Source organism: Pseudomonas sp. Pseu.R1 (assembly GCF_045764065.1).
Taxonomy (GTDB): domain Bacteria; phylum Pseudomonadota; class Gammaproteobacteria; order Pseudomonadales; family Pseudomonadaceae; genus Aquipseudomonas.
This window is the reverse complement of the sequence record NZ_JBJGEE020000001.1, coordinates 4,094,593-4,119,841: the sequence shown is the minus strand read 5'-3', so window position 1 is coordinate 4,119,841 and position 25,249 is coordinate 4,094,593. Positions and strand designations below refer to the sequence as shown.

Below are 25,249 nucleotides of genomic sequence, written 5' to 3'. Positions count from 1 at the left end.
ATGAAACACGCGGACTTCTCCGCGCCATGGCGCCCTTGCCCAAAGGGTCACTCAGGAATCAGGACTTTATGCAGACCTATACCCCCGTTCGAACATCGTCTACCGCGCAATACATCGAAGCGTCCGACGCGCTCACACAACTGGATCAGACCGCCACCCTTCTGTTCAAAGAGCTGAAGCATTTACCGACGCCAGGGCAGGCCATGCTCGACGCGTTGCAAGCCAAAGACCACGCACAGGTCACCTTGCTTCTGGTCGATCTGATCAAAGCGCTTGATCACTACTGGCAAGCCCCCAGTGCACTGGAGCAAAGCCGAACAACCTTGTTCGCCGCTCGCCTGAAGCGCGCGCTGCGTGATGAAGCCACGCTCAAGGAATATGAGGGGGAATTGCAACCTGAGGCGAAGCAATGCCTGGCAGACGCCGAGTCGCCAACGGCACCTGACTCAGTGATCAGCCACGCCCTGTCAGTCCAGCTTAATGAGCAGTCGCTTGCAGAAATCAAAGGTGCACTGGTCATGAGCACGGCTTCAGGCCGTACATTGCTGGCTCTGCCGGGCAGCGGGCTGACGGAACACACCTCCCACGCAACCATGCGCAAGACCCTGGCGAACTGGCTCAACGACGAAACGCAGCGCTGGACCGTGCTTGCCAACACAGACCTGCGCCACCAGGCCGCAATCCGTGCCGTGACAAGCGATTCGGATCTGTCGCTGGACGCATTCAATGAAGCGCACATACAGCTCCAGCTCATCAACACAGCCCCCTATCGGCACGCGGTCGAGCGTCAGATCGACAAGCAGCGCGAAGATGTGCGCTACGTTTCCAACGAGGGGCTTGACTCAGATCCACAGCGCCATGCGCTACAGTTCGCAAGCGCTATCCGACTCGGGGGGTTGATCGGCCCGGCTGCAATACTGGACCGCCGCGAGCATGTGCTCATCAGACGTACAACACGCTCCACGCTGCCGGACTGGATCAAATCGGCCAGTGACGCGCAGATCACAGCCTACAGCGCATGCCTGAACCGCTACGATCACGCCCGCGACGTACTGTCCGGCATGCTCAACGGCGCACAATCGGCAGAGCATTACGCCCGAACCACTCTGCAAAACAGCCTCGCCAACGACCTCGGCATTGACCTGTCGCCCGATACGATCGTGCTCACCACGCAGCGTTCACTGCCTGACAATCTCGGTCACTACACCCTGACACGCACACTGACAGCGCTGGCACTTCATGGCCTGCACCCCAGGGACGAACGGAGCGATTCCGAGTTCGCAACTGGCACCACCATCACGGTTGACGGCCAGCCTGCCAGCACTGCGCACACCTCATTGACACCCGAGTATCTGGCAAGGCTGATCAACCGCTTGAGCCTGCGTAACGGGTATGGCGAGTATCGAGAAAGGCTCCACGCGCGGCCGGCCAATCAGCGACAGATGTGCGAAGTGCTCAAGCTGCAAATCGCCGAAGCGATCTACGCCGCACGAATGCAAGGGCATATCGATGCCAGCGACCTCACGCTGATAGAGCGCATCACCTGCGCGACAGCCAGCCTGCCACCGGGGCACAGTGTTCAACAGATCTCGCTCAACCGCCTCCAGGCTTTGGGGCACACGCTGGTATTCAGGAAGGAGAGCCCCTCCGGTGTGCTTGAGCGACTGGTCCTGTTCACCTCGCATGCGCCACGCTCGCAGAAGCTTCAAGGGTTTGATGATGAGACCCGCCTGCTTCATGAACTGGTGAGCTGGACGGCGGACACGCAGATGACCGACTACCTGCTCAATCAGGTACCCGGCCCTGAACGCGAACAACTCGCCGCCACCCTGGCCGGTTTGAGCCTGAAGCCTTTTCCTGAAGCGGACTTCATGCAACTGACCTCGCTGGATAGCTACGAGCGCGCATTGCAGGCCCTGCTCGATCAGCAATTGAACGTCGCCCGCGCCGAGCTCGACGCCCATACACCGGCCTGGTACCGGAATGCCAGCCTGTCACAGCGCCAACAATTAACCGCGCTGGAAGACACGCTTCAAGGTGCGCTGGATCACTACCAGAACCAACCCCATACCGCCGTCGAGGCGTTCGAAAAGTACGTGCACCGCCGCGCCAGCGAAAAAATAAATCAGTTGCTGAACACCCCTGAGGGCACCGTCGATCCGGATCAAGTGCTCATCATCACACCTAGGGAAACACTGACTTACACGCAAATGTTGCGCAACGGTTATGACGACAGCATCAGCCTGCTCACTCCGACTGCCGACACCACGGCCAGCTTCAAAGGACCGGAAGGTGTCGACCTGAGCCACCTCACACCCGCCCTGGTGGCGGGATCGGTACGGGGCAAATGGCTCGCCGACCAGTACGCGCTCCTGATCAGTACCACGCTGCTCGCCCCGACCTCGACTGGCTACGAATACCGACGCAAGGCAAGCGCTGTGATCACACAATTGCAGATGCAGTCGGCTGCGTTGCGCAGTCTCTTGAAGGGGCACATCGATGAATCGCGTTATCAATGGCTCACGCCAATCATTGACGCCTTGCGCCATGACGATGTCGAGTCACGAGGCCGTTACCCGGTGTATCCGCTACAAATCCACGTGGACAAACCTTTCATTGCATCCCGATTGAAGCTGATCGACCAACTGGTCATCGCCGACACGAACGTCACGCATCTGGAAACCGTGCAAGGGTGCTTCGCCCTTATCTCGAACGAGTCCCGGCTTTCCGCGTTGCTGTACACCCCCGGTGCACCAGACGGCATCGAGTTCCGCCTGTTCAGCACGTTCGTTGAATCACTTAACTCGTCGGGGATGATCGATTACTACAAGGACCGCTGCCGGCTGAAGGCCCGACGGCTGCTGTCCTTTTTCCTCAACGACATGAAAAACGGGAACGCCCACAAAGCCCCGTTCCTGCCGAAAGCCTCGATTCAGGACTTTGCGCACATCTGCTTCAACCGCCCCCTGGAGCGCAAATTGCGCGACGTGGAAGAAACGACAACCGGTCGTCATGACATGCTGAGTCGCTTGATCTGGAACAGCATTGATGTGATCGCCACCCTCGTTACGCTGCCCTTTCCCCCTGCCAGCTTTACAGTTGGCGTCGCCTTGTCGTTACGCGACAACCTGAAAGCCCTGCAAACACTGACAGGTGAAACACCGGATGAGGCAGGCGCATTCATTCTGGCGTCCGTTCTGAACATCGCAGGTGCGGCGGGCGATTTCACGGTTGGCCTGAAGGGTTTTGGCGGTGTTGCGCGTCAATTGGCACGGGACGCCAAGTCGCGATCATTGCTGACTGGCGCTGAACGCACAAAGGGGCGACCCGTTCGGCAAACGTTGCATCCCGTCGAGATTCAGGACGAGCCGTATCTGGTGGCCCGCCCGGATGCGCAGGGGCGCGCACAGGTTTACGTCAATGCGGGATTTGAAGCCGATGATGCCTTCGCCACAGGGCAATACGCCGTCAGAAACGCCGCCGGGCAATGGCAGCCGCTGGAACCCGCGATCACCTCCACCGCCACAGCACCAACCCCGGTCTACGCCAATCGAGCTGTTGATCTGCCGCTTTCATCGCTTCACCCCGTCACCGAAGGCCACGCTGCGGGCATATATGTCGGCAACGGCAAGTGCTTCATCACCATGAACGACCTTGTCTATCAGGTGCAGTACGACCCTCGCGCCCGTGTCTGGGCCATCGTAGATCCGGCCAATCCGTTCGCGTTCTTTGGCCGACAACCCGTCCGGCTGAACGACAAGGGGCAATGGCAACTGATCGCACGACCAGCCCTGCGTGGAGGGGCGGACGATGTGCCAGGCAACTACAGGCCACTGCCCGAAGAGGCAGCGGGGAGCCAGACGGCGGGCAGCAGCCTGCACGATTACGAGGTACCGAAAAAGCTGCAACACCATCTGGATGTCATTCTGGGCACCGATGAGCTCGACTCGCTCGGCCCCGGATTCGATGAGTTTTTCGAGGCCTATTACCTTCAGATGCGCAACATCTATACCACGCTGAGGGCCAATCTCTATCGTGACGCTGACGCCTTCTTTTCTGCCTCTATACCGCTACCGGCCCGGCCGACACTGCCTGAAATCCATGACTCAACGACGGTAGGCAGCTTCCTGGAAAACGCGTTTACCCACAGCAACGGGCTGGTCTTCAGCGAGGCGCCCAAATCCATCACCAGCAAACGCCTGCTAATGCGGCACATGCCCAAACTCGCGGAGCAGGGCGTGGAGGTGCTGTACATTCAGCACCTGCTGACCGACAAACACCTGCGCAAACTGGCGAAATACCGCGCCAAAGGGGCGAAGGTGCGCACGGGTTCGCACGAGATAAAACACTATCTCGAAACCGTCAACGGTGGCGCACTGGACAATCTGAGCAACGAGTACGACTACTACCACCTGATCAAGGAAGCCCATCGCCACAACATCGACGTGCGCCCGTTCAGCGCGTCCACCAGCTATCCGCTGGATGCGCACCCGGTTGCGGCGGCTACCGAAGACGCAACGGCCGCTCAAAAAATGAGCAATTACTTCGGCCATAAGGTCATCAGCTCCGATGTGGAAGCGAACGCGAACACGCGCTGGGTCGCGCTGTTGGAGCACAGGCTTGCGACCACCCATGACCAGATCCCAGGCATCGCAGAACTGGAAGGCGCAATCAGCATCCACGTCGATGACCAGGTGGCTGGGCCGATGATGCGGGTCACCCGGAACAACGACCTCACCGATCACAGCGATTTCAAAATCAAGTTTCTCAGCGAGCCGCCCACTCGGCAGCCTGCCATGCCGGATCTGCGACTTGACCTGGATACCGTTGCGACAACCCGAAATGCAGACCTCCAGAACACCGAAAGCGGCTTTCAGTGGAATGACGTATCAGGCTGGCAGCGCATCAACCCGGAACACTGGACAGCCAACACGCCACCGACAGCGCTTCAGCAGTCACTGGCCGACGCCGCCTACGAAATTCCGCTGGAGACCCGAGATACGCTCTACGAAATGATCTACCTGCAACGCAGAGGGATGGATACACACTACTTCTTCACCGACGAGCGTCTGATGTCACTGCAGGCCAACTTCTCCGAGCTTCGTTCAACGTTGCAAACAGATGCCCGCCGCGTGATCACCGTAACGCTTGCGAAGCGACCGGCGATGCCCTCGGTGATCCCGCAGCCAGACAATGCCACCTTCATCCGTCGCCTGTATCAGGAAACCGATGGCATGGTGGTCGGTGAGTTTCACTCGTCCATCGGCAGCAAGAAATTCATCATTGAGCATATGGATCTGCTCGTTGAGGAGAATGTGAAGACGTTGTACATGGAGCACCTGCTGACCGACCTTCATCAGGCCGATCTCGACCGTTTCTTCGAGACGGGCCAGATGAGCAAACGCCTGTTGCACGCCCTGAAAGTGCTCGACAACGGCCACCTGACCGATCCCGCCAAGGTCTACACCTTCGAAAAGCTTGTCCTGAGAGCTCGTCAGCACGGCATTGAAATCCGTGCGATCGACTGTGCCGCCAGCTACCACCTCAAAGGCCTCGCTCAGACGGTATCCACCACGCGTCAACAGATGATGAATTACTTCGCCTCCCGGACGATTCGTCGTCATCAGGCCGTCATGGGCAAACACAAGTGGGTTGCGCTGGTAGGCAATAGCCACGCCAACACTTTCGTTGAAAGCGTGCCCGGCATTGCCGAGCTTGAAGGCGCCATCGGCGTTCACGTTTTCGATGTACCCTCAGGCTCGGCAGCCGGTGCCAGCGTGGATACGGGCGAAAACGTGCGCTTGCCATTGAGCAATCGAGAAGTGTTTCTGAAGGGGGATTTCCGACTGGATATGGAAATCCCGAAAAACCCCATCGTGATCAGACCGCCACAACCACTGCCGCTGGAACAACGTCTTTCAAGGCCTGGCATGTTCGTGACGGAGCAGCGGGGCAATGTGCACACCATCATCCATCGCTCGCGTGATCAAGCCCTTCATCACACGCCCGTGCAAATCAATTCCGCAGGCAAAGTCTACGTGGATCGCCCGACCTGGTCGGCTGTGCACTTACAATCCTACGACGACATCGACGCGCTGCTACAGGCCCTGGAGGACATCAACCTGACCCGCGTCGCCTGACGATCAAGGCGCTTTCGGCAGGCGCTGCTCCAGCAGCTGGTGCAGCGCACTGTCGGCAGGCCAGTTGCGCATGAAACGGGCGCGGTCCTTGGCAAAGGCCGCTGCGAAGGTGCTTTGCGAATTGTGCTGACACATAGCATCGAGGTCGATCAGTGCCCAGCGGTCCTGATGCCAGAACACGTTATGGCCCTTCAGATCGCCATGACTGATGCGTTCGCGCAGCAACTGGGCGAACAGCGTATCCAGCGCCTGCAACTCGCTTTCCGGCGCATCGCCCGAGGCGACGTAAGGCGCGAAGCGCTCGATGATGTCAGGCCCTGGCAGATATTCGGTGACCAAATAGGCTTTGCGGCGTAACCAGAAAAAACGCTGCTCCAGCAACGCCAGAGGTTTGGGCGTGACGATACCAAGAAACATTAGGCGATTGCCTTCGCGCCATGAAAGCCACGCGCGACTTGGGCGCCAGAAGCGCTTGAGCCAGTGGGCGAAGTTCTTGATGTTGTAGCGTTTGATCACCAGCTCACGGCCATTGACCTCAACCTTGGCGACACTCGCTGCTCCGCCGGTCTTGTACAGGTGACCGCTGTCGATCAGCGCATCGGCCCTGTCGAGCACCGGCAGCATCGCAGCCTCTTCTTCACGACGAATCGCGCGCAGCTTGAACGGGCCATCGAAGACGCTGAACAGGCTGCACTCGCGCCCGACTTTGATCAGGTAATCCTTGAGACGCCAGGCGCTGACCTTGTCGATCTGCTTTTGCAAGGCCTCCACCGGCAGCGCATGCTCGCCGTTGCTCAGCAGGTAGTAGACCAACAGTTCTTCGGTGAACGGCGCCAGCGCCTTGGGCAACTGGGCGAAGAACACACCGAGGTTTTCCAGCACTTTCTGACGAGACAGCGGCTTGCCCGCTTCTTCAGCGCGAATGCCAGCGCCGTCGATCAGGTACAGATTGCCGTTCTGGCGCAGTAAGTTGTCCAGATGCAGGTCTTCTTGCCACAAGCCTTTGGCGTGCATCTGCCCGACTGCCGCGAGGGCTTCGCTCAGCACGGCGATTTGCTCATCGGCGAGTGGGGGCAGATGCTCGACGGATTTCCAAGCCTCGCCCAGCGATTCGGCCTGATCGAGAAACTCGAACAACAGCCAGCCACCCTCGCCTTCCTGAAGCCCCTCGGCCAGCAGCAACGGCGTGGTCAAGCCCTGCTCTGCGAGCAATTGCACTCCGGCACGCTCGCGCTGAAAGTGCCGGGGCGCCTTTTGGCCAACCAGCAATTTGGCCAACACAGGGCGCCCGCGCCAGATCCCGGCCCCCACATAGCGTTGGCCCGGCAGCACACGCAGCAGGCTGAGCAACTGCAACTCGGCAGGCCCGGCGGCATCTGCCAAGGCGATGCTCATGGGCAGTGCCGGAGTGCGACCGGCGTTTTTCAGTTCAGACAAACGCATCGGCGTCCTCTTCGGTCAATCTTCAAATCAAATGCAGACCGCTTCTGCCCGAAGGGCGTGGGAGCCGGCTTGCTGGCGAAAGCGGCGTATCAGCCACCCATGATGCCGTTGATCCGACGCATTCGCCAGCAAACCGGCTCCCACAAAAGATCGACGCCCCCCTGAGATCAGCGGCCGCTGCGTTTATGGCTGCCGCGTTTGGCCAGCCGCTGCCACCAGGCCTCCACCAGCCCGCTGTCGCTCGGCGCTTGCAGGTAAGTAGCAAGCAGCTCGCGGATTTCGGCCTCGGTCCACATCGGCGCGCGACGCAACAGCGGCTCGATGTCCTTGACCCGGTCACGCTGGCCGAAAATCGACTTGCGCGTTTTCTCAAGGTCAATCAACTGCGCCTGATACCCGCCGCCCCTGGCCTTGAGAAAAATATGCTTGGGATAGAAACAGCCGTGCACTTGCCCGGCCTTGTGCAGCGTACGCGCCAGTTGTCCACAGGCTTGCAGAATGGCCAGACGCTGCGTAGCAGCCGCCTCATCCCACTGCGTCAGCAACGTATCGAGATCGGTCCAGCCGTCCAGCGCGCGGGTCATCAAGATCGCTCGACGCTCGCCATCGACTTTCTTCTCGCCGTAGAACACCGCATGCAGCGCGGGAATGCCGAGCTTCTGGTACAGGCTGATGTTGCGAAACTCGCGAGAAAAGGACGGCTCGCCAAACGGGTGATGCAGGGTGTAGGTCAGGTAATTGCTTTGGCGCTTGAGGTAATACCCCGCCCCTTCAAGCTCCAGACGGAACACACTGCTCCAGCCACCCCGCCCAGTGTTGGGTTCGTCCACGGCATCGAGCTGTACGTCCCACAGCGAATCGAAATCCGCCAGGCCATGGCGCTCCAACAGTGCGCGATCAGCATCGGCTATGAAAACACTCATTCGCGCCCCTCGAAAAAGCTGACGATGTGGCGAATGCGCTTTTTATCTGAATCGTTCAGGCGCTCACGCCCCCGGTATTGCAGATAAAAGCGCAGGCGCTGGGTGGCCGACAGGTGATATTTGGCCACCTTGTCCAGACAGGCCAAGTCTTTGGTGATGCGATAACGCAGCATGAAGCTGACCCAGAACGCGCCGTTGGGGCAGTCGATCAGGAACACCGTTGACTGATCGTCCACCAGCAGGTTGCGCCACTTCAGGTCGTTATGGGTGAAATGGTTGTCATGCATCGTGCGGGTGTAACGCGCCACTTGCTGACTGATCCGATCGACCCAGGATCGATCGTTCAAACGATGGTCATGATGCCGCGCCAGTTCAGACAAGTCTTCGGTACGCGGCAGCTCGCGGGTGATCAACGCACCGCGATCATAGGCCGCGCCTTTGCGCTCAAGGCCCCAGGCCACCACTTCAGCGGTCGGAATGCCCCACTTGGCGAAGCGCTTGAGGTTCTGCCACTCGGACTTGACCCGAGGACGCCCCAGATAGCGACGCAGGCCTTTGCCCGCAGCCGTGTAACGCTTGACGTAATAGTTGATGCCGCCGCGCTCGACGCGAATCACTTCGGACAGCGGGTCGCGGGTCAGGCGCTCGCCCCGCAAGGCAAACACTGCGTCCAACGAACCAAAATCCCCGGCCAGCGCAGCATACTCAGGTTCCAGATTCCAACCCGCCATCAGAGCGCATCCCCATACCGCAGTTTGCGCTGATACAGCTTCTCGGCCTTGGCCTCCAACCAGACCAGCAGCGCCGACTCCTCAACCAGAATCTTGCGCAGCGGTTGCTGAAAGTAGCCCTTGAGGAAACGCAGTTTGTCACGACGAGTCAGGCCGATGTCCAGCGCCGAGAAATACAGCGCGGCCAGGTCCTTGTTGCGCCAGCGCTGGGTAATCTGCGGACGGGTCTGGGCGCGGTGCAGGTCGATCACCGACAATTTGAAGCTTTCCGGGGTGACCGGCGTGTCAGTGTGCAGCAGGAAGTGGCACAGATAGCAGTCACGATGGTTGACCCCGGCGCGATGCATCATCCCGACCAGGCGCGCGACTTCAGCGATGTAGGCCCGCTTCATACGTGGCTCAGGCGGCTGCTTCGCCCAATGCAGGCTGACGTCTTCCATACTTTCAGTCGGCGCCAGTTCTTCGGTGACGATGAAGGAATGCTGCGCCGCTGGATTGTTGCCGCGTTCACCATAGGCCACAGATGTCATGGTCGGCACGCCGACTTCTTTCAGGCGGTTGATCGCCTCGAATTCCTTACCGGCGCCGAGCACCGGCAACTTGGCGGTCAGCAGGTTCTTCGCCACTTCGCCCCAGCCGATGCCGCGATGGATCTTGACGAAATACCCCTTGCCATCGACTTCAGTGCGCAATGTGCGACGGTTTTCCAGCTCGCGATACACCTGGCCTTGCAGTTCCTCGACGGCTTCGAACGCATCGCGCCCGGCCCAGAGGCTCTTGAAGGGTTCCTCAAGGATCAGTTTCATCCGCGGTGCTCCGCCAGAATCACATCCGCCGCATGCTGCGGCATGCTGTAAAGGTCAGCCGTATCGGCGAACGCCAACCCGTTCTTGCCCCAGGTGGCACGCTGGGCGTCATCCTTGAGCATGCGTTCCAAGTACTGGTTGAGCTGGTTTTGCTCGAACGGCTCATCCAGCACCAGACCGCTGTCGGCCTCGGCGATGTAGTGGGCGTAACCGCACACCGCGCTGACCAACACAGGCAATCCGGCAACCAACGCTTCCAGCAACACCGTGCCGGTGTTCTCGTTGTAGGCCGGGTGAATCAACAGATCGGCACCCAACAGGAAGCGCGGAATGTCGCTGCGGCCCTTCATGAAGGTCACGTTGTCGGTCAGGCCCAGTGCCGTGCTTTGCATCTGGAACAGTTTCGGATCGTCCTGGCCGATGACGAACAAGCGGGTGCGCTTGCGCAGCTCGGACGGCAGTGCGGCCAGAGCCTTGAGGCTGCGGTCCACGCCCTTGGTCTTGAAGCCCGAGCCAATCTGCACCAGCAGCAAGTCGTCCTCACCGAGCTTGAACTCGCGACGGAAGTCAGCGCGGATTTCGGCTGCATTGGCAGGCGCGCGACGGTCCTGAGAAATCCCCGGCGGCAGCAGGTGGAACCGCTTGAGCGGCGTGTCGTAATGCTTGATGAACAGCGGCTGCTGCACTTCGGAAATCATCAGCACTTCGGTTCTCGCATCTTTGGCGAACACCGCGCGCTCATAGTCAGCGAAGTGGCGATAGCGGCCCCAGTATTTGTACAGGCCGTGGCGCAGATTTTGCGCCTTGTCTTCGTAGCAGCCGTCGGCGGCGTAATACACGTCCAGACCGGGCATCTTGTTGAAGCCGATCAAACGATCCACCGGGCGTTTGGCCAGATCGGCGTTCATCCAGTCGGTGAGCTTTTCGTTGCGCCGATGGTTGAAGATCGCCTTGACCGGCGCCACCAGCACTTCGAAACCGGGCGGCACGTCGCCTTCCCAGATCAGGGTGTAGACGCGGATCGAATGCCCGCGCTGCTGACACTCCAGCGCAATGCGCATGAAATCACGCTGCAGGCCACCGAAGGGAAAGTATTTATAAAGCACGAATGCCAGTTGCATCACGGGTGTTCCTTTGCCAGCAACAGCGAACCCAGTTGGCTCGCTACTCGCTCGGGATTCAGGCGAGTGAAGCACATCGGCCACTCGCGTTCGGTATCGACCTGACGCTGATCTTCAGCGGTCGGGCGATAGGTGCATTTCTTTTGCAGACACGGCGCGCAAGCGGGGTAATCGCCCGCCAAGTGAACCTGCGACTTGCCGTAGGCGCCACTCAACCCGGGATTGGTCGGGCCATAGAGCGACAAGGTCGGCACGTCGAGCGCTGCCGCAAGATGCCCAAGACCGGTGTCCACGGCGACGCAGCCCTGAGCGCCTGCCAGTTCCCGCGCGATGCCAGCCAGATTCAGTTTGGGGAGCACGATGGCTTTATCAAGGCCCTCGGCAATTCGCTCGGCGCGAGCCTTTTCGGCCGGATTACCCCAAGGCAGGCGAACTTCAAGGCCTTGAGCGACCATGCGCTCGGCCAACTGGCGCCAGTACAGCTCCGGCCAGTGCTTGGTGTCCCATGTGGTGCCATGTAAAAAAACCACGAAAGGCGCCGCGTCTTCGGCGCCACGCTCAACACCCTGCAAGCGGCTGCGATCGAGGCTGTAATCACCCACCCCTTCCGGCAGCGGATAGCCCAATGTCTGAGCAAACAACTGACGTGTACGCTCAACCGCATGCTGGCCACGGGCGACGGGATAGGTTCGATCGTAAAAACGAGCGGCCAGCGGTTCGCGGACCGAGTCTTTATCCAGACCGGCGATCGGCGCCTTGACGTAACGAGTCAACCACGCGCTTTTCAGCAGGCCCTGGGCGTCAATCACCAGGTCGTAACGGGTGTCGCGCAGGCGCTGTTTGAACTGGCGCCATTGGCCGCTCTTGAACGTTTGCCAGAGATTTTTTCGCCAGCGCCGAATCGCCACCGGAATCACCCCAGCCACCGCCGGGTGCCAGGTCGGGATTTCGGCGAAGCCTTCTTCCACCACCCAGTCGAACTGGATGCCGGGAATCGCCCGTGTGGCGTCGGTCAGCGCGGGCAGGGTATGAATGACGTCACCCAGCGACGAAGTCTTGATCAGCAGTACCCGCAAGTCAGGCAACCTCGACCGGCGTGCCGCCCAACTGGCCCAACGCGCGGATAACCGAATCCGGTTCCAGCAGACGCAGGCAGTTGTAGTGACCAAAACGGCAGGTGCGCTCAAAGCACGGACTGCATTCGATGCCCAGTTGCACGATCTCGACGTAATCGGCCAGCGGCGGGGTAAAGCCTGGCGAGGTCGAACCGTAGACAGCGACCAGCGGACGGTTCAGCGCAGCAGCCACGTGCATCAGCCCGGAATCGTTGGAGACCACGGCGTCTGCGCAGGACAGCAAATCAATCGCCTCAGCCAGCGAGGTCGCGCCGCTCAGGTTGCTCGACTCTTCTCGCAGGCCCGGAATCAGCCGCTCGCGAATGCTTTCGCCCACCGCGTGGTCGTTCTTGGAGCCGAACAGCCAGACTTGCCAGCCTTCACGAATCTTCGCTTCAGCGACCTTGGCGTAGTGCTCGGACGGCCAGCGCTTGGATTCACCGAACTCGGCACCAGGGCACAGGGCCAGGACCGGGCGGTCGAGGGTCAGGCCGAACTTGGCCAATGCGGCTTCGCGGCTAGCGGTTTCAATCTGCAAGCTTGGTTTTGGATACGGACGCGGTATCTCGGCGTCTTTGTCATACGCCAGCGCCATGAAACGCTCGATCATCAGCGGGTACTTCTGCTTGTCCAGAATCCGCACGTCGTTGAGCAGGCCGTAGCGGAATTCGCCACGCCAGCCAGTGCGTTTCGCAATACCGGCAAAGAACGGCACCAGCGCTGACTTCAGCGAGTTAGGCAGCAGAATCGCCTGATCGTACTGGTCTTTCAGGGATTTTCCGATGCGTCGGCGAGTCGCCAATTCCAGCGCGCCGTGGCCGAGCGGAAAGCTCAAGGCCTTGCGCACTTCTGGCATGCGCTCAAGGATCGGCCGACTCCACTCAGGGGCCAGCACATCGATTTCGCATTGCGGGTGTCGCTGTTTCAGGCACTGGAACAGCGTTTGCGCCATCACCATGTCACCGACCCAGCTTGGCCCTACGATCAGAATTCTCATGCTCAATCCAAAAACGACCAGAAACGAGCAGGGAGGCCCATCAGACTGCGTGACGCTTCCACACAGCCTGACGCCTCCCTGTCATAGCTTTATATAAGTCCAACTGCAGCGCTCGTTCTGACGCCATCGCGGGCAAGCGCGCTCCTACAGGAGATCGCGCTCAACTGTAGGAGCGCGCTTGCCCGCGATGAGGTCAGTGGCATCAACAAAACCCGATGCGTTAACTCAACCCCAACTGCCCCCAGATCCGCATCACTTCACGCCGTTCACTGGCGAACTGATCGCCACTGACCACGCCCGCATCCTTTTGCAGGGCTTGCCGGTGGGCGGCGGAGCGGTAGGCTTTATACACCTCGCGCAACAGGCTCGCATCGGCGGAAGGTATCAGTCCTGCCTCTTCCAGCCCTTCGAGAATGCGGATGTTGTCGGTGTATCGAAGCAGCGCGGGATGCTCTCTGGACCACGCCAAGGCCGCGTATTGCACCATAAATTCGATATCGACGATACCACCGGCGTCCTGCTTGAGGTCGAACGACGACGTGGCTTCGAAGGCGTTTTCTCCCTTTCCGGCCATCGTCCCCCTGGTTCCGAGGTTGTCGCGCATCTTGACCCGCATGTCGCTGACTTCCTGGCGCAAGGTGTCCAGATTGCGCTCGCGCCCCAGCACTGAAGCACGCACCGCCTCGAACCCGGCGCCCACATCCGCGCTGCCCACCAACACCCGCGCGCGTACCAGCGCCTGATGCTCCCAGGTCCAGGCTTCGTTCTCCTGATAACGGGAAAACGCCCCTAACGAGCTGACCAGCAAACCCGCCGCACCCGATGGCCGTAGACGCATGTCCACTTCATAGAGCTGACCGGAGTTGGTCTGCGTGGTGATCAGGTGAATGATCCGCTGCCCCAGCCGGGTGAAGAACTGCGCGCCGTCGATCGGCTTGGCACCGTCGGTTTCGGCCTGAGGATCACCATCGTGGATGAACACCAGATCCAGGTCCGAACCATGCCCCAGTTCGATGCCGCCGACTTTCCCGTAACCGACAATCACAAAGCCGGGATCGCACAAGGTGCCATCCGGTCGGCGCGGCGCACCATGGCGCGCGACGGTGTGCCGCCACGCCAGCGCCAACACTTGCTCCAGGATGGCTTCGGCCAGCCAGGTCAGGTAATCGCTGACTTTCATCAAAGGCAGGCTGCCAGTGATTTCCGACGCCGCCACCCGCAGCCGGTGCGCCAGTTTGAAGTGACGCAACGCTTCCATCTGCTGCTCAAGATCGTCCTCGGGAATCCGCGTCAGCCGCTCGCGCAGCTCGGCGGCCAGCTCAAGGGCTTGCGGCGGGCTGAACAGACGCCCTTCGTTGAGCAGTTCGTCGAGCAGCAACGGAAAGCGGGCGATTTGTTCGGCGATCCAGGGGCTGGCCGCACACAAGGTCAGCAAACGCCGCAACGCACCGGGATTTTCGGTGAGCAACACCAGGTACGCCGAACGGCGGGCCACGGCCTCGACCAATGGCAGCACCCGTTCCAATACCAGATCGGGATTCTCATGTTCGACGGCCTGAGCCAGCAGGCGCGGAATGAACGCGTCGAGGCGTTCACGGCCCAGACGCTGCATCGAGCGCAGTTGCGAACTGTTGCGCAGGTTGCTCAGATGTTTCAGCGCCTTTTGCGCATCGGCGAATCCGCCTTCCTGCAATTGGCGACAGGCGGCGTCTTCGTCCTGTGATTCTTCCCACAGCGGCAGCCACTCGCCACCGACGATCTCTTCACCACCGTCCTGCTCGCCCTCTTCCTCGTCCGGGTCGGCGATAACCTGGCGAAAATGCCAGTCCACCCGACCGCGCCAATACATCAGCTTCTCGTGGAAGGCGTTCCAGTCCGCGAATCCCATGATGAAAGCGATGCGCGCCTGATCACGAGGGTCGTCTGGCAGCATTTGCGTCTGGCGATCGGCAATGGCCTGAATGGCGTGTTCGGTGTAGCGCAGGAACTCGTAGCCTTCGCGCAATTCAGTGATGACAGCCTGAGGCAGATAGCCCTGGCCTTCCAGCGTGCGCAGCACTTTGAGCAGAGGTCGTTGTTGCAGGCTCAGGTCGCGGCCGCCGTGGATCAACTGGAAAGCCTGGGCGATAAATTCCACTTCACGAATACCGCCCGCCCCCAATTTGATGTTGGCGGCCATGCCCTTGCGGCGGACTTCCTGCTGAATCAACTGCTTCATGGTGCGCAGTGCTTCGATGGCCGAGAAGTCCAGATAGCGGCGGTAAACGAAGGGGCGCAGCATTTCCAGCAGTTCGCCGCCCTTGGCCTGATCGCCGCCGACCACGCGGGCCTTGATCATGGCGTAGCGCTCCCAGTCACGGCCCTGATCCTGATAATACTGTTCAAGCGCGTTGAAGCTGAGCACCAGCGCCCCGGCTGAACCGTAAGGCCGCAAGCGCATGTCGACGCGAAACACGAAGCCGTCGACCGTCACCGGGTCCAGCGCCTTGATCAAGCGCTGCCCGAGGCGAATGAAAAACTCCTGATTATCCAGCGGGCGTTTCACGCCTTGCGTCTCGCCGCCTTCGGGGTAGGCGAAAATCAGGTCGATATCAGAGGACAGGTTGAGTTCCACGGCACCGAGCTTGCCCATGCCCAGAATGACCATTTGTTGGGGTTCACCACTTCTATGGCCCGTCGGCACCCCGAATTGCTGGCAATGTTTGTCATATAACCACCGATAGGCGAGGTCGATACTGCCATCGGCCATGTCGGACAGGTCACGGCAGGTTTCCACCAGATCAGCCTGACGGGTGATATCGCGCCAGATAATTCGCACTTGCTGCCGTGTCCGTTGACGACGTAGATTACGCCCCAACTCATCGTCGGTGGTCGCTTCGGCAACCGCGTTGGCGATGTGTTCTCGCAGCTCGCTGGCCGCAAAACTGCGCTCCAGCTCGCCGGATTCGGCGAGGTCGAGCAGCATCTGCGGATCGCGTCCGACGTGTTCGGCGACAAAGTCGCTGGCCGCACAGACGCGGTCGAAGGCAGCCAGACGTTCGGCAGGCCAGGTCTCGAAAGCGGCCAGACCCGTGTCGTTCAGAGCAGTGAGTGCCGTGCGAAAGGACTGTTGTGCACGGGTAGCCAGCGGAAGCAGTACGGCTGGCAGATCGGCCAGCAAAGGAAGGCTCATGGTCTATCCTTGATCGGCGTTCGAAACACTACCTGCGGCGAGGGTTGTACACACGTTGCGAGGCAGAATGTCGAACAAAGGTTAAAAATTGCGGGTATTTACCTCTTTTTGATCGCAAGGGCCATTCGCCCGCCGATCTTTTTATGGTTTCTACCAACATTTTTCATTTGATTCATCGCAACACATCAGCGAAAACATCGCAGAACTGTAGTTTTACTACTGTATATACAAGTCAAAAAGCTGAAACGGCCAAAGATTTGTAGTAAAACTACACGGACCCGGTAACTCTCCGGTTATCCAAGAATTTTTACGTCGTCTGCCCACAAGGCCAGTCGCAACAAACTCAGGCAACCGATTCTGGAAGCCTTTCCGCCCTGGAGCAAGCCATGCAAGACCTCGATCCCGTCGAAACCCAGGAATGGCTGGACGCCCTGGAATCGGTTCTCGACAAAGAAGGCGAAGACCGTGCTCACTACCTGATGACCCGTATGGGTGAACTCGCTACCCGCAGCGGTTCGCAACTGCCGTACGCCATCACCACGCCCTACCGCAACACCATCCCCGTTACCCGCGAAGCACGCATGCCCGGCGACCTGTTCATGGAACGCCGCATCCGTTCGATCGTTCGCTGGAACGCCCTGGCGATGGTCATGCGCGCGAACATGCAAGACCCTGATCTGGGTGGTCACATCTCCACCTTCGCCTCCAGCGCGACGCTCTACGACATCGGTTTCAACTATTTCTTCCAGGCCCCGAACGAAGAACACGGCGGCGACCTGATCTATTACCAAGGCCACGCCTCGCCTGGTATCTATGCTCGCGCCTTCCTGGAAGGTCGCTTGAGCGAAGAGCAAATGCTCAAGTTCCGTCAGGAAGTGGACGGTGGCGGCCTGTCCTCGTACCCGCACCCGCACCTGATGCCTGACTTCTGGCAGTTCCCGACCGTTTCCATGGGTCTGGGTCCAATCACCGCGATCTACCAGGCACGCTTCATGAAGTACCTGGAAAACCGTGGTTTCATCCCGGCTGGCAAGCAGAAAGTCTGGTGCTTCATCGGTGACGGCGAGTGTGACGAGCCGGAAACCCTGGGCGCCATCTCCCTGGCCGGTCGTGAAAACCTCGACAACCTGATCTTCGTCATCAACTGCAACCTGCAGCGCCTCGACGGCCCGGTTCGCGGCAACGGCAAGATCATCCAGGAACTGGAAGGCGTGTTCCGTGGCGCCAACTGGAACGTCAACAAGGTCATCTGGGGCCGCATGTGGGACCCACTGTTCGCCCAAGACGAAGACGGCCTGATGCAGCGTCGCATGGACAAAGCCATCGACGGCGAGTACCAGAACTACAAGGCCAAAGACGGCGCTTACGTTCGCAAGCACTTCTTCGGTGATGACCCAGAGCTGCTCAAGCGCGTCGAGAACCTGTCCGACGACGAGATCTGGAAACTCAACCGTGGCGGCCACGACCCGTACAAGGTCTACGCGGCGTACCACCAGGCGGTCAACCACAAAGGCCAGCCAACCGTCATCCTCGCCAAGACCATCAAGGGCTATGGCACCGGTGCGGGCGAAGCGAAGAACACTGCGCACAACACCAAGAAAGTCGATATCGAGTCGCTGAAGAAATTCCGTGACCGCTTCGACATTCCGCTGAACGATTCCGAACTCGAATCGCTGCCGTTCTACCGTCCGGCCGAAGACAGCGCGGAAATGAAGTACCTGCGCAAGTGCCGCGAGAAGCTGGGCGGCTCCCTGCCACAGCGCAACCGCGGCAACATCAGCATTCCGACCCCGCCGCTGGATACCCTCAAGTCCGTGCTGGACGGTTCGGGCGACCGCGAAATCTCCACCACCATGGCGTTCGGTCGTATTCTGGCCTCGCTGGTGAAAGACAAGGAACTGGGCAAGCGCATCGTTCCGATCCTGGCCGACGAAGCCCGTACCTTCGGTATGGAAGGCATGTTCCGTCAGTTGGGTATCTACTCGCCTGTCGGCCAGCTGTACGAGCCAGTCGACCGCGACCAGGTGATGTACTACCGCGAAGAGAAAGACGGCCAGATCCTGCAAGAAGGTCTCAACGAAGCCGGCGCGTTCTCCTCGTTCATCGCGGCGGGTACTGCCTACAGCAACTACAACACCCCGATGCTGCCGGTCTACATCTTCTATTCGATGTTCGGCTTCCAGCGTATCGGCGACCTGGCCTGGGCGGCTGGCGATGCCCAGACCCGCGGCTTCCTGCTGGGCGGCACCTCCGGGCGCACCACACTCAATGGTGAAGGCCTGCAACACGAAGACGGTCACAGCCACCTGCTGGCCAGCACCATTCCGAACGTGCGCAGCTATGACCCTGCCTATGCTTACGAGCTGGCGGTGATCATGCAGGAAGGCACGCACCGGATGATGACCCTGCAGGAAAACGTCTACTACTACATCACCGTGATGAACGAGAACTACCACCAGCCAGCAATGCCGGCCGGTGTAGAGCAAGGCATCATCAAGGGCATGTACCTGCTGGAAGAAGACAAGCGCGACGCGGCTCATCACGTCCAACTGATGGGTTCGGGCACGATCCTCAACGAAGTGCGTGAAGCGGCGAAGATCCTGCGTGAGCAGTTCAACATCGGTGCTGACGTGTGGAGCGTCACCAGCTTCAACGAACTGCGTCGCAACGGTCTGGCCGTTGAGCGCAGCAATCGCCTGAAGCCAGGTCAGAAGCCACAAGTGAGCTACGTTGAAGAGTGCCTGAGCGGCCGTAAAGGTCCGGTCATCGCGTCGACCGACTACATGAAACTGTTCGCTGACCAAATCCGTCAGTGGGTTCCGACCAAGGAATTCAAAGTCCTGGGCACCGACGGCTACGGCCGTTCCGACAGCCGCAAGAAGCTGCGTCACTTCTTCGAAGTTGACCGCCACTTCGTCGTGCTGGCAGCCCTGGAAGCCTTGGCTGATCGTGGCGACATCGAACCTAAGGTCGTGGCTGAAGCCATCACCAAGTTCGGTATCGATCCAGACAAGCGCAACCCGCTGGACTGCTGAGCGTAGGTCGGACGCGCACTGAGAGCGTGCGCGAAACAGCCGCCGATGCGGAATTTACTTCGGTAAATGAGCATCTCCGGCTGTTTCGTTGCAGTAGCACCAGCGCAATCGAGTGAACAGTTCTCCTGAGGAGAGACATTGTGAGTGAGTTAATTCGTGTACCCGACATCGGCAGCGGTGACGGTGAAGTCATTGAGCTGTTCGTCAAGGTTGGCGACCGCATCGAAGCCGACCAAAGCCTGCTGACCCTGGAGTCGGACAAGGCGAGTATGGAAATCCCTGCGCCAAAGGCCGGTGTCGTCAAAGCCCTGAAAGTGAAGCTGGGCGATCGCCTGAAAGAAGGCGACGAACTGCTGGAGCTGGAAGTGGAAGGTGGTGCGGCTACAGCTGCCCCGGCTCCGGCCGCTGAAGCACCCGCTGCTGCCCCTGCACCTGCTGCTGAAAAGCCTGCTGAAGCCGCTCCGGCGCCAGCCGCTGCTCCAGCCCCGGCTGCCGCTGCATCGGTTCAAGATATCCACGTGCCGGACATCGGCTCGTCAGGCAAGGCTCGCATCATCGAGCTGATGGTCAAGGTGGGCGACAGCATCGAAGCTGATCAATCTCTGATCACTCTGGAATCCGACAAAGCCTCGATGGAGATTCCGTCTCCAGCCGCTGGCGTGGTCGAAAGCATCAGCGTCAAGGTCGAAGACGAAGTCGGCACTGGCGATCTGATCCTGAAACTGAAAGTCGCAGGCGCTGCTCCGGCGGCTGCACCGGCTCAAGCGGCGGCTCCTGCTCCGGCCAAGGCTGAAGCGCCTGCTGCTGCACCGGCTGCCGCCCCTGCACCAAAAGCTGAAGCCGCACCGGCTCCGGTTGCCGCACCTGCTGCCAGCGGTGCAAAAGTCCACGCTGGCCCGGCTGTTCGCCAACTGGCTCGCGAGTTCGGCGTCGAGCTGAGTGCTGTGACTGCAACCGGCCCACACGGTCGCGTGCTGAAGGAAGACGTGCAGGCGTACGTCAAATCCATCATGACCAAAGCCAAGGATGCACCGGCTGCTGCTGGCGCGACCGGCGGCATGGGTATCCCACCGATTCCGGAAGTCGATTTCAGCCGTTTCGGCGAAATCGAAGAAGTGCCGATGACTCGCCTGATGCAACTGGGCGCCACCGGTCTGCACCGCAGCTGGCTGAACATCCCGCACGTCACTCAGTTCGACCAGGCCGACATCACCGACCTGGAAGCTTTCCGCGTTGCGCAGAAAGCCGTTGCCGAAAAAGCCGGCGTGAAACTGACCGTTCTGCCACTGCTGCTCAAGTCCATTGCGCACCTGCTCAAGGAACTGCCGGACTTCAACAGCTCGCTGGCACCTAGCGGCAAAGCGGTCATCCGCAAGAAGTACTTCCACATCGGCTTCGCCGTGGATACTCCGGACGGCCTGCTGGTTCCTGTGATCAAGAACGTCGATCAGAAGAGCCTCCTGCAACTGGCTGCCGAAGCCGCCGAGCTGGCTGAAAAAGCACGCTCCAAAAAGCTGTCGGCCAACGACATGCAAGGCGCCTGCTTCACCATTTCCAGCCTGGGTCACATTGGCGGCACTGGCTTCACGCCGATCGTCAACGCGCCGGAAGTCGCGATCCTGGGTGTGTCGAAGGCCACCATGCAACCAGTCTGGGACGGCAAAGCCTTCCAGCCACGCCTGATGCTGCCATTGTCGCTGTCCTACGATCACCGCGTGATCAACGGCGCCGCCGCTGCACGCTTCACCAAGCGTCTGGGCGACCTGCTGGCGGACATCCGCACCATCCTGCTGTAAGCCGTACAAGGCCCGTTTCCTTCGAGACGGGCCTTCGCTGTTTTCGAGCTGCCACGCTCGTACCTCAACCCCGCTCATGCAGCGGGGCTTTTTTTGCCCGGATATTTTGTATTGGCGCCGCACCATCTGTAGCAGTCCCGCTTACCGGCGGTTGCGCCCGAAAGATCACTGCCGCTGGCAAGCCGGATTGCTACAGAGAATTGCGTTCTCATTGGGCTGAGTCGATGGAGTTGCGCCTTCAGGCCTCTCGAATAACAACCAGTTACCCGCCCTTTCCGACAAATCCGACCAACAACCTTCAGTTAATGCACGATTTGCCGACAGATTTATAGCACTAAGCCATCGCGCTCACTTGTCAGCCCGTTCGCCATGATGCAACCTTGCGACACGCGATTTAACGTTGGGCTTCCTACCCACGCGCGACCGTACTCTTAAAGCGAGTTCCTTCATGAAAAGCCAACCTGATGCTGCCGCCCGATCGGCAGCCGAGGTCGTGACTCAGTTGCCGGTGCCCTCGCGGCTCGGCATGCTGCGTTTCGAGCGGCTGAATGAAGCCAGTTGGGCGATGCTGTACCTGGACCCCAACTGCGAAAAGCAGTTCGACATGCCCGCCATCGAGCTGTGCGCCCTGATCGGCGCGCCCTATGCCAGCCTGATGGAGCCTGATGCGCGCTACCAGTTGCATGACTCAGTGCAAATGCAGCTCAGCAATCACTCGCATTACATCATTCGCTACACCCTGCACACGACGCGCGGCCCCTTGGGCCTGATGGAGATCGGTGAAGGCTATCGACAGCACAATCGCGAGCTGTTACGCGGCTACCTGATCGTGGTCGATGGCGTCTTCGACCCCAGCGAGCTGGCGTTCACCCCCGATCTGGAAGTCCAGAACTCACGTTTGCAAATCGCACTGGAACTCAACCAGCGCGCGCAACACGAACAATTGCAGCATCTGGAGCGGGTTCGCGCTCAGCAAAGCCTGATTCTGCGGCTGACCCGCCATCGCTACCGCTCCAACGATTCGCTGCTCGAAGCCGCAGAGCTGATTACCAAAAGCGCCTGTGAAATCTACGACATCGACCGCGCCGCCATCTGGAACCTCAACGGCCAGGTGCTGGAACCCATTGCCGAATACCGTCGCGATATCGATGAGTACCTCAAAGGTGCGCCCATCGATATCAGTCGCTACCCCAGCTATCTGGAAGCCCTGCACAACAGCCGCGCCATCGACGCCCACGACGTGCAGCTCGACCCTCGCACTCGCGAGCTGGCCGAAAGCCTGGGGCCACGGGATATCAACGCCATTCTCGATGCCAGTATTCGCATCGATGGCCATGTAGTCGGCGTCCTGTGCCTGGAACAGACAGGCAGCGCCCGCGAGTGGCAGTCGGACGAAATCGCCTTTGCCGGGGAGTTGGCCGACCAGTTCGCGCAGGCCATCAACAATCACAACCGACGCACCGCCACCAACGCTCTGCACCTGTTCCAGCGGGCGGTAGAGCAAAGTGCCAATGCGTTTCTGCTGGTCAATTGCGATGGAGTGGTCGAGTACGTCAACCCAAGCTTTACCGAGATCACGCAGTACACCGCCGAAGAAGTGCACGGGCACCGCCTGTCGGAATTACCGGCGCTGGAAAACCTCAACTCGCTGCTGCTCGATGCCAATTCCAGCCTCGCCAGCAGCAACAGTTGGCAGGGTGAATTCAAAAGCCGCCGTAAGAATCTGGAACCGTACTGGGGCCAGTTGTCGATTTCCAAGGTGTATGGCGACAACCGCGAGTTGACCCATTACATCGGTATCTACGAAGACATCACGCAGGCCAAGCTCTCTCAACAGCGGATCGAGCGCCTGGCGTACACCGATAACCTGACCAACCTGGGCAACCGCCCGGCGTTCATTCGTACCCTTGATGAACACTTTGCTCGGGACATCGAAACGCCGATCAGCCTGTTGCTGGTGGACATCGACAACTTCAAGCGCATCAACGACAGCCTCGGTCACCAGACCGGTGACAAATTGTTGATCAGCCTGGCCCGTCGCCTGCGCAACAGCCTGAGCCCGAGCGGGATTCTGGCGCGCTTTGCCAGTAACGAATTCGCCGTCCTGCTGGATGACACAGGCCTGGAAGACGGCCAGCGCATTGCGCACCAGGTGCTGACAACCCTCGACAAGCCCATGTTCGTCGATAATCAGTTGATCAGCGTGACGGGGTCCGTGGGCCTGGCCTGTGCACCGTTGCATGGCCGCGATCCGCAAACACTGATGAAGAACGCAGGCCTGGCGCTGCACAAGGCCAAAGCCAACGGCAAACATCAGGTACAGGTGTTCACCGAAGCACTGAACGCCGAGGCCAGCTACAAGCTGTTCGTCGAGAACAACCTGCGTCGCGCGCTGACTCAGAACGAGCTGGAAGTCTTCTACCAGCCCAAGCTGTGCCTGCGCACCGGGCGCCTGCTGGGGATGGAGGCGCTGCTGCGTTGGAATCATCCGGAAAAGGGCATGATACGCCCGGATCAGTTCATCAGCGTGGCCGAAGAAACTGGCCTGATCATCCCGATCGGCAAATGGGTCGCGCGTCAGTCCTGCCGCATGAGCAAGCAACTCAGCGCTGCGGGTTACGGCAAGCTGCATGTGGCGATCAACGTGTCGCCCAAACAGTTCTCGGACCCGGATCTGGTCAGCTCACTGGCCAGTATTCTGCGCGAAGAACAGCTCGACCCCTCGTTGCTGGAACTGGAACTGACCGAAGGCTTGCTGCTGGAAGCGACCGAAGACACCCGCCTGCAACTGGAATCCTTGAAAACCCTGGGCCTGACCTTGGCCATGGATGACTTCGGGACCGGTTATTCGTCGTTCAGCTATCTGAAAAAATTCCCCATCGACGTGATCAAGATCGACCGCAGCTTCATCCGCGACATCCCGGATGATCAGGACGATATGGAAATCACTTCGGCGGTCATCGCCATGGCCCACAACCTCAAGCTGACGGTGGTCGCAGAAGGCATCGAGACCGCCGAACAACTGGCGTTCCTGCGTCGCCATCGCTGCGATGTGGGTCAGGGCTATCTGTTCGACAAGCCCATTCCCGGCGAAGACCTGATCGGCGCCTTGCGTCGCTACCCCCGCGCCACTCAAGCCTGAACCCTTCCCTGCCCCGCGCGAGTGCGGCAAACTGGCTGCCTTGACCGGAATCAGAACCCTCTGACCCCTTATTCAGCAGAAATCTGTCCAGAGAGGATTGCCCTCATGGCCCTGCGCTCGGAAATTCTTGTGAACAAAAACGAAATGCCTACTGCCCAGCAAGCTTTGCCGGGCCGTGAAACACCGATGGCTCTCCCGGAAACCCACTTCGTCAACGGTCGTCCGTTGCTGGGTCCGTTCTTTGAAGACGTCGAATTCGCCATTTTTGGTCTGGGTTGCTTCTGGGGCGCCGAACGTCGCTTCTGGCAACGGGAAGGCGTTGTCAGCACCGTCGTTGGCTACGCAGGCGGTTTCACCCCCAACCCGACGTACGAAGAAGTCTGCTCGGGCCTGACCGGCCACAGCGAAGTGGTGCTTGTGGTGTACGAGCCTGCGAAGGTCAGCTACGAAGCGCTGCTGGCCATGTTCTGGGAACTGCACAACCCGACTCAGGGCATGCGTCAGGGCAACGACATCGGTACGCAATATCGCTCGGTGATTTACGCCACTACGCCCGATCAACTGGACGCCGCAAAGAAAAGCGCCGAGGTGTATCAGGCCGAGTTGACCAAGGCGGGCTTGGGAGCCATCACCACCGAGATTGACCAGGCGCCGACCGTGTACTTCGCTGAAGCGTATCACCAGCAATACCTGGCGAAGAATCCGCAGGGCTATTGCGGGATTGGCGGGACGGGCGTGTGCATGCCGCCGAGCTTGAATCACGCATAACACGCCCTCAAGACTGACCGCGGCCATGTGGGAGCCGGCTTGCTGGCGAAAGTGCTGCGT

Annotated in this window: 13 protein-coding genes; 5 read left to right on the top strand and 8 right to left on the bottom strand. The window is 59.9% G+C overall.

The window, feature by feature from the left end:
• Positions 1-68: 68 nt before the first annotated feature.
• Complete coding sequence (locus ACI5GA_RS18950; RefSeq protein ID WP_421423810.1) at positions 69-6,140, top strand: dermonecrotic toxin domain-containing protein; 6,072 nt, start codon at positions 69-71, stop codon at positions 6,138-6,140.
• 3 nt (positions 6,141-6,143) lie between these two features.
• Here the strand turns inward: ACI5GA_RS18950 and ACI5GA_RS18945 are convergent, their stop codons facing one another.
• From ACI5GA_RS18945 to glnE, 8 genes are all read right to left on the bottom strand, one after another.
• Positions 6,144-7,583, bottom strand: a complete 1,440-nt coding sequence (locus tag ACI5GA_RS18945) for a lipopolysaccharide kinase InaA family protein (protein ID WP_421423808.1) — start codon at positions 7,581-7,583, stop codon at positions 6,144-6,146.
• A gap of 167 nt (positions 7,584-7,750) precedes the next feature.
• A complete protein-coding gene (locus tag ACI5GA_RS18940) occupies positions 7,751-8,506 on the bottom strand; it encodes a lipopolysaccharide kinase InaA family protein (protein ID WP_404636410.1) in 756 nt (251 codons plus the stop codon).
• Complete coding sequence (locus ACI5GA_RS18935) at positions 8,503-9,237, bottom strand: lipopolysaccharide kinase InaA family protein (RefSeq protein WP_421423805.1); 735 nt, start codon at positions 9,235-9,237, stop codon at positions 8,503-8,505. Before ACI5GA_RS18935 ends, ACI5GA_RS18940 begins: the two co-directional genes overlap by 4 nt.
• Positions 9,237-10,043, bottom strand: coding sequence for a lipopolysaccharide core heptose(I) kinase RfaP (gene rfaP / locus ACI5GA_RS18930; RefSeq protein WP_421423803.1), 807 nt, complete (start codon positions 10,041-10,043; stop codon positions 9,237-9,239). The genes ACI5GA_RS18935 and rfaP overlap by 1 nt, the downstream gene beginning before the upstream one ends.
• Positions 10,040-11,164 carry a glycosyltransferase family 4 protein gene (locus ACI5GA_RS18925; RefSeq protein WP_421423801.1) on the bottom strand — a complete coding sequence of 375 codons (1,125 nt, stop codon included), beginning with the start codon at positions 11,162-11,164 and terminating at the stop codon, positions 10,040-10,042. The genes rfaP and ACI5GA_RS18925 overlap by 4 nt, the downstream gene beginning before the upstream one ends.
• Entirely contained in the window at positions 11,164-12,240 is a 1,077-nt protein-coding gene (gene waaC / locus ACI5GA_RS18920) for a lipopolysaccharide heptosyltransferase I (RefSeq protein WP_421423799.1), read from the bottom strand. Before waaC ends, ACI5GA_RS18925 begins: the two co-directional genes overlap by 1 nt.
• Position 12,241: 1 nt before the next feature.
• Positions 12,242-13,276 (bottom strand): lipopolysaccharide heptosyltransferase II, encoded by a 1,035-nt coding sequence (gene waaF / locus ACI5GA_RS18915; RefSeq protein WP_421423797.1) that lies wholly within the window; start codon positions 13,274-13,276, stop codon positions 12,242-12,244.
• A gap of 220 nt (positions 13,277-13,496) precedes the next feature.
• Positions 13,497-16,448 (bottom strand): bifunctional [glutamate--ammonia ligase]-adenylyl-L-tyrosine phosphorylase/[glutamate--ammonia-ligase] adenylyltransferase, encoded by a 2,952-nt coding sequence (glnE, locus tag ACI5GA_RS18910; protein WP_421423795.1) that lies wholly within the window; start codon positions 16,446-16,448, stop codon positions 13,497-13,499.
• A gap of 386 nt (positions 16,449-16,834) precedes the next feature.
• Between glnE and aceE the strand changes: the two genes are divergently transcribed.
• The 4 genes from aceE (at position 16,835) to msrA (ending at position 25,189) form a co-directional block, all read left to right on the top strand.
• Positions 16,835-19,483 (top strand): pyruvate dehydrogenase (acetyl-transferring), homodimeric type, encoded by a 2,649-nt coding sequence (gene aceE / locus ACI5GA_RS18905; RefSeq protein WP_404636403.1) that lies wholly within the window; start codon positions 16,835-16,837, stop codon positions 19,481-19,483.
• 140 nt (positions 19,484-19,623) lie between these two features.
• A complete protein-coding gene (gene aceF, locus ACI5GA_RS18900) occupies positions 19,624-21,279 on the top strand; it encodes a dihydrolipoyllysine-residue acetyltransferase (RefSeq protein WP_421423793.1) in 1,656 nt (551 codons plus the stop codon).
• Between the two features lie 448 nt (positions 21,280-21,727).
• A complete protein-coding gene (locus ACI5GA_RS18895) occupies positions 21,728-24,421 on the top strand; it encodes a putative bifunctional diguanylate cyclase/phosphodiesterase (RefSeq protein WP_404636401.1) in 2,694 nt (897 codons plus the stop codon).
• Between the two features lie 105 nt (positions 24,422-24,526).
• On the top strand, positions 24,527-25,189 hold the full coding sequence (gene msrA, locus ACI5GA_RS18890) for a peptide-methionine (S)-S-oxide reductase MsrA (RefSeq protein ID WP_404636400.1): 663 nt from the start codon (positions 24,527-24,529) through the stop codon (positions 25,187-25,189).
• Positions 25,190-25,249: the final 60 nt, after the last annotated feature.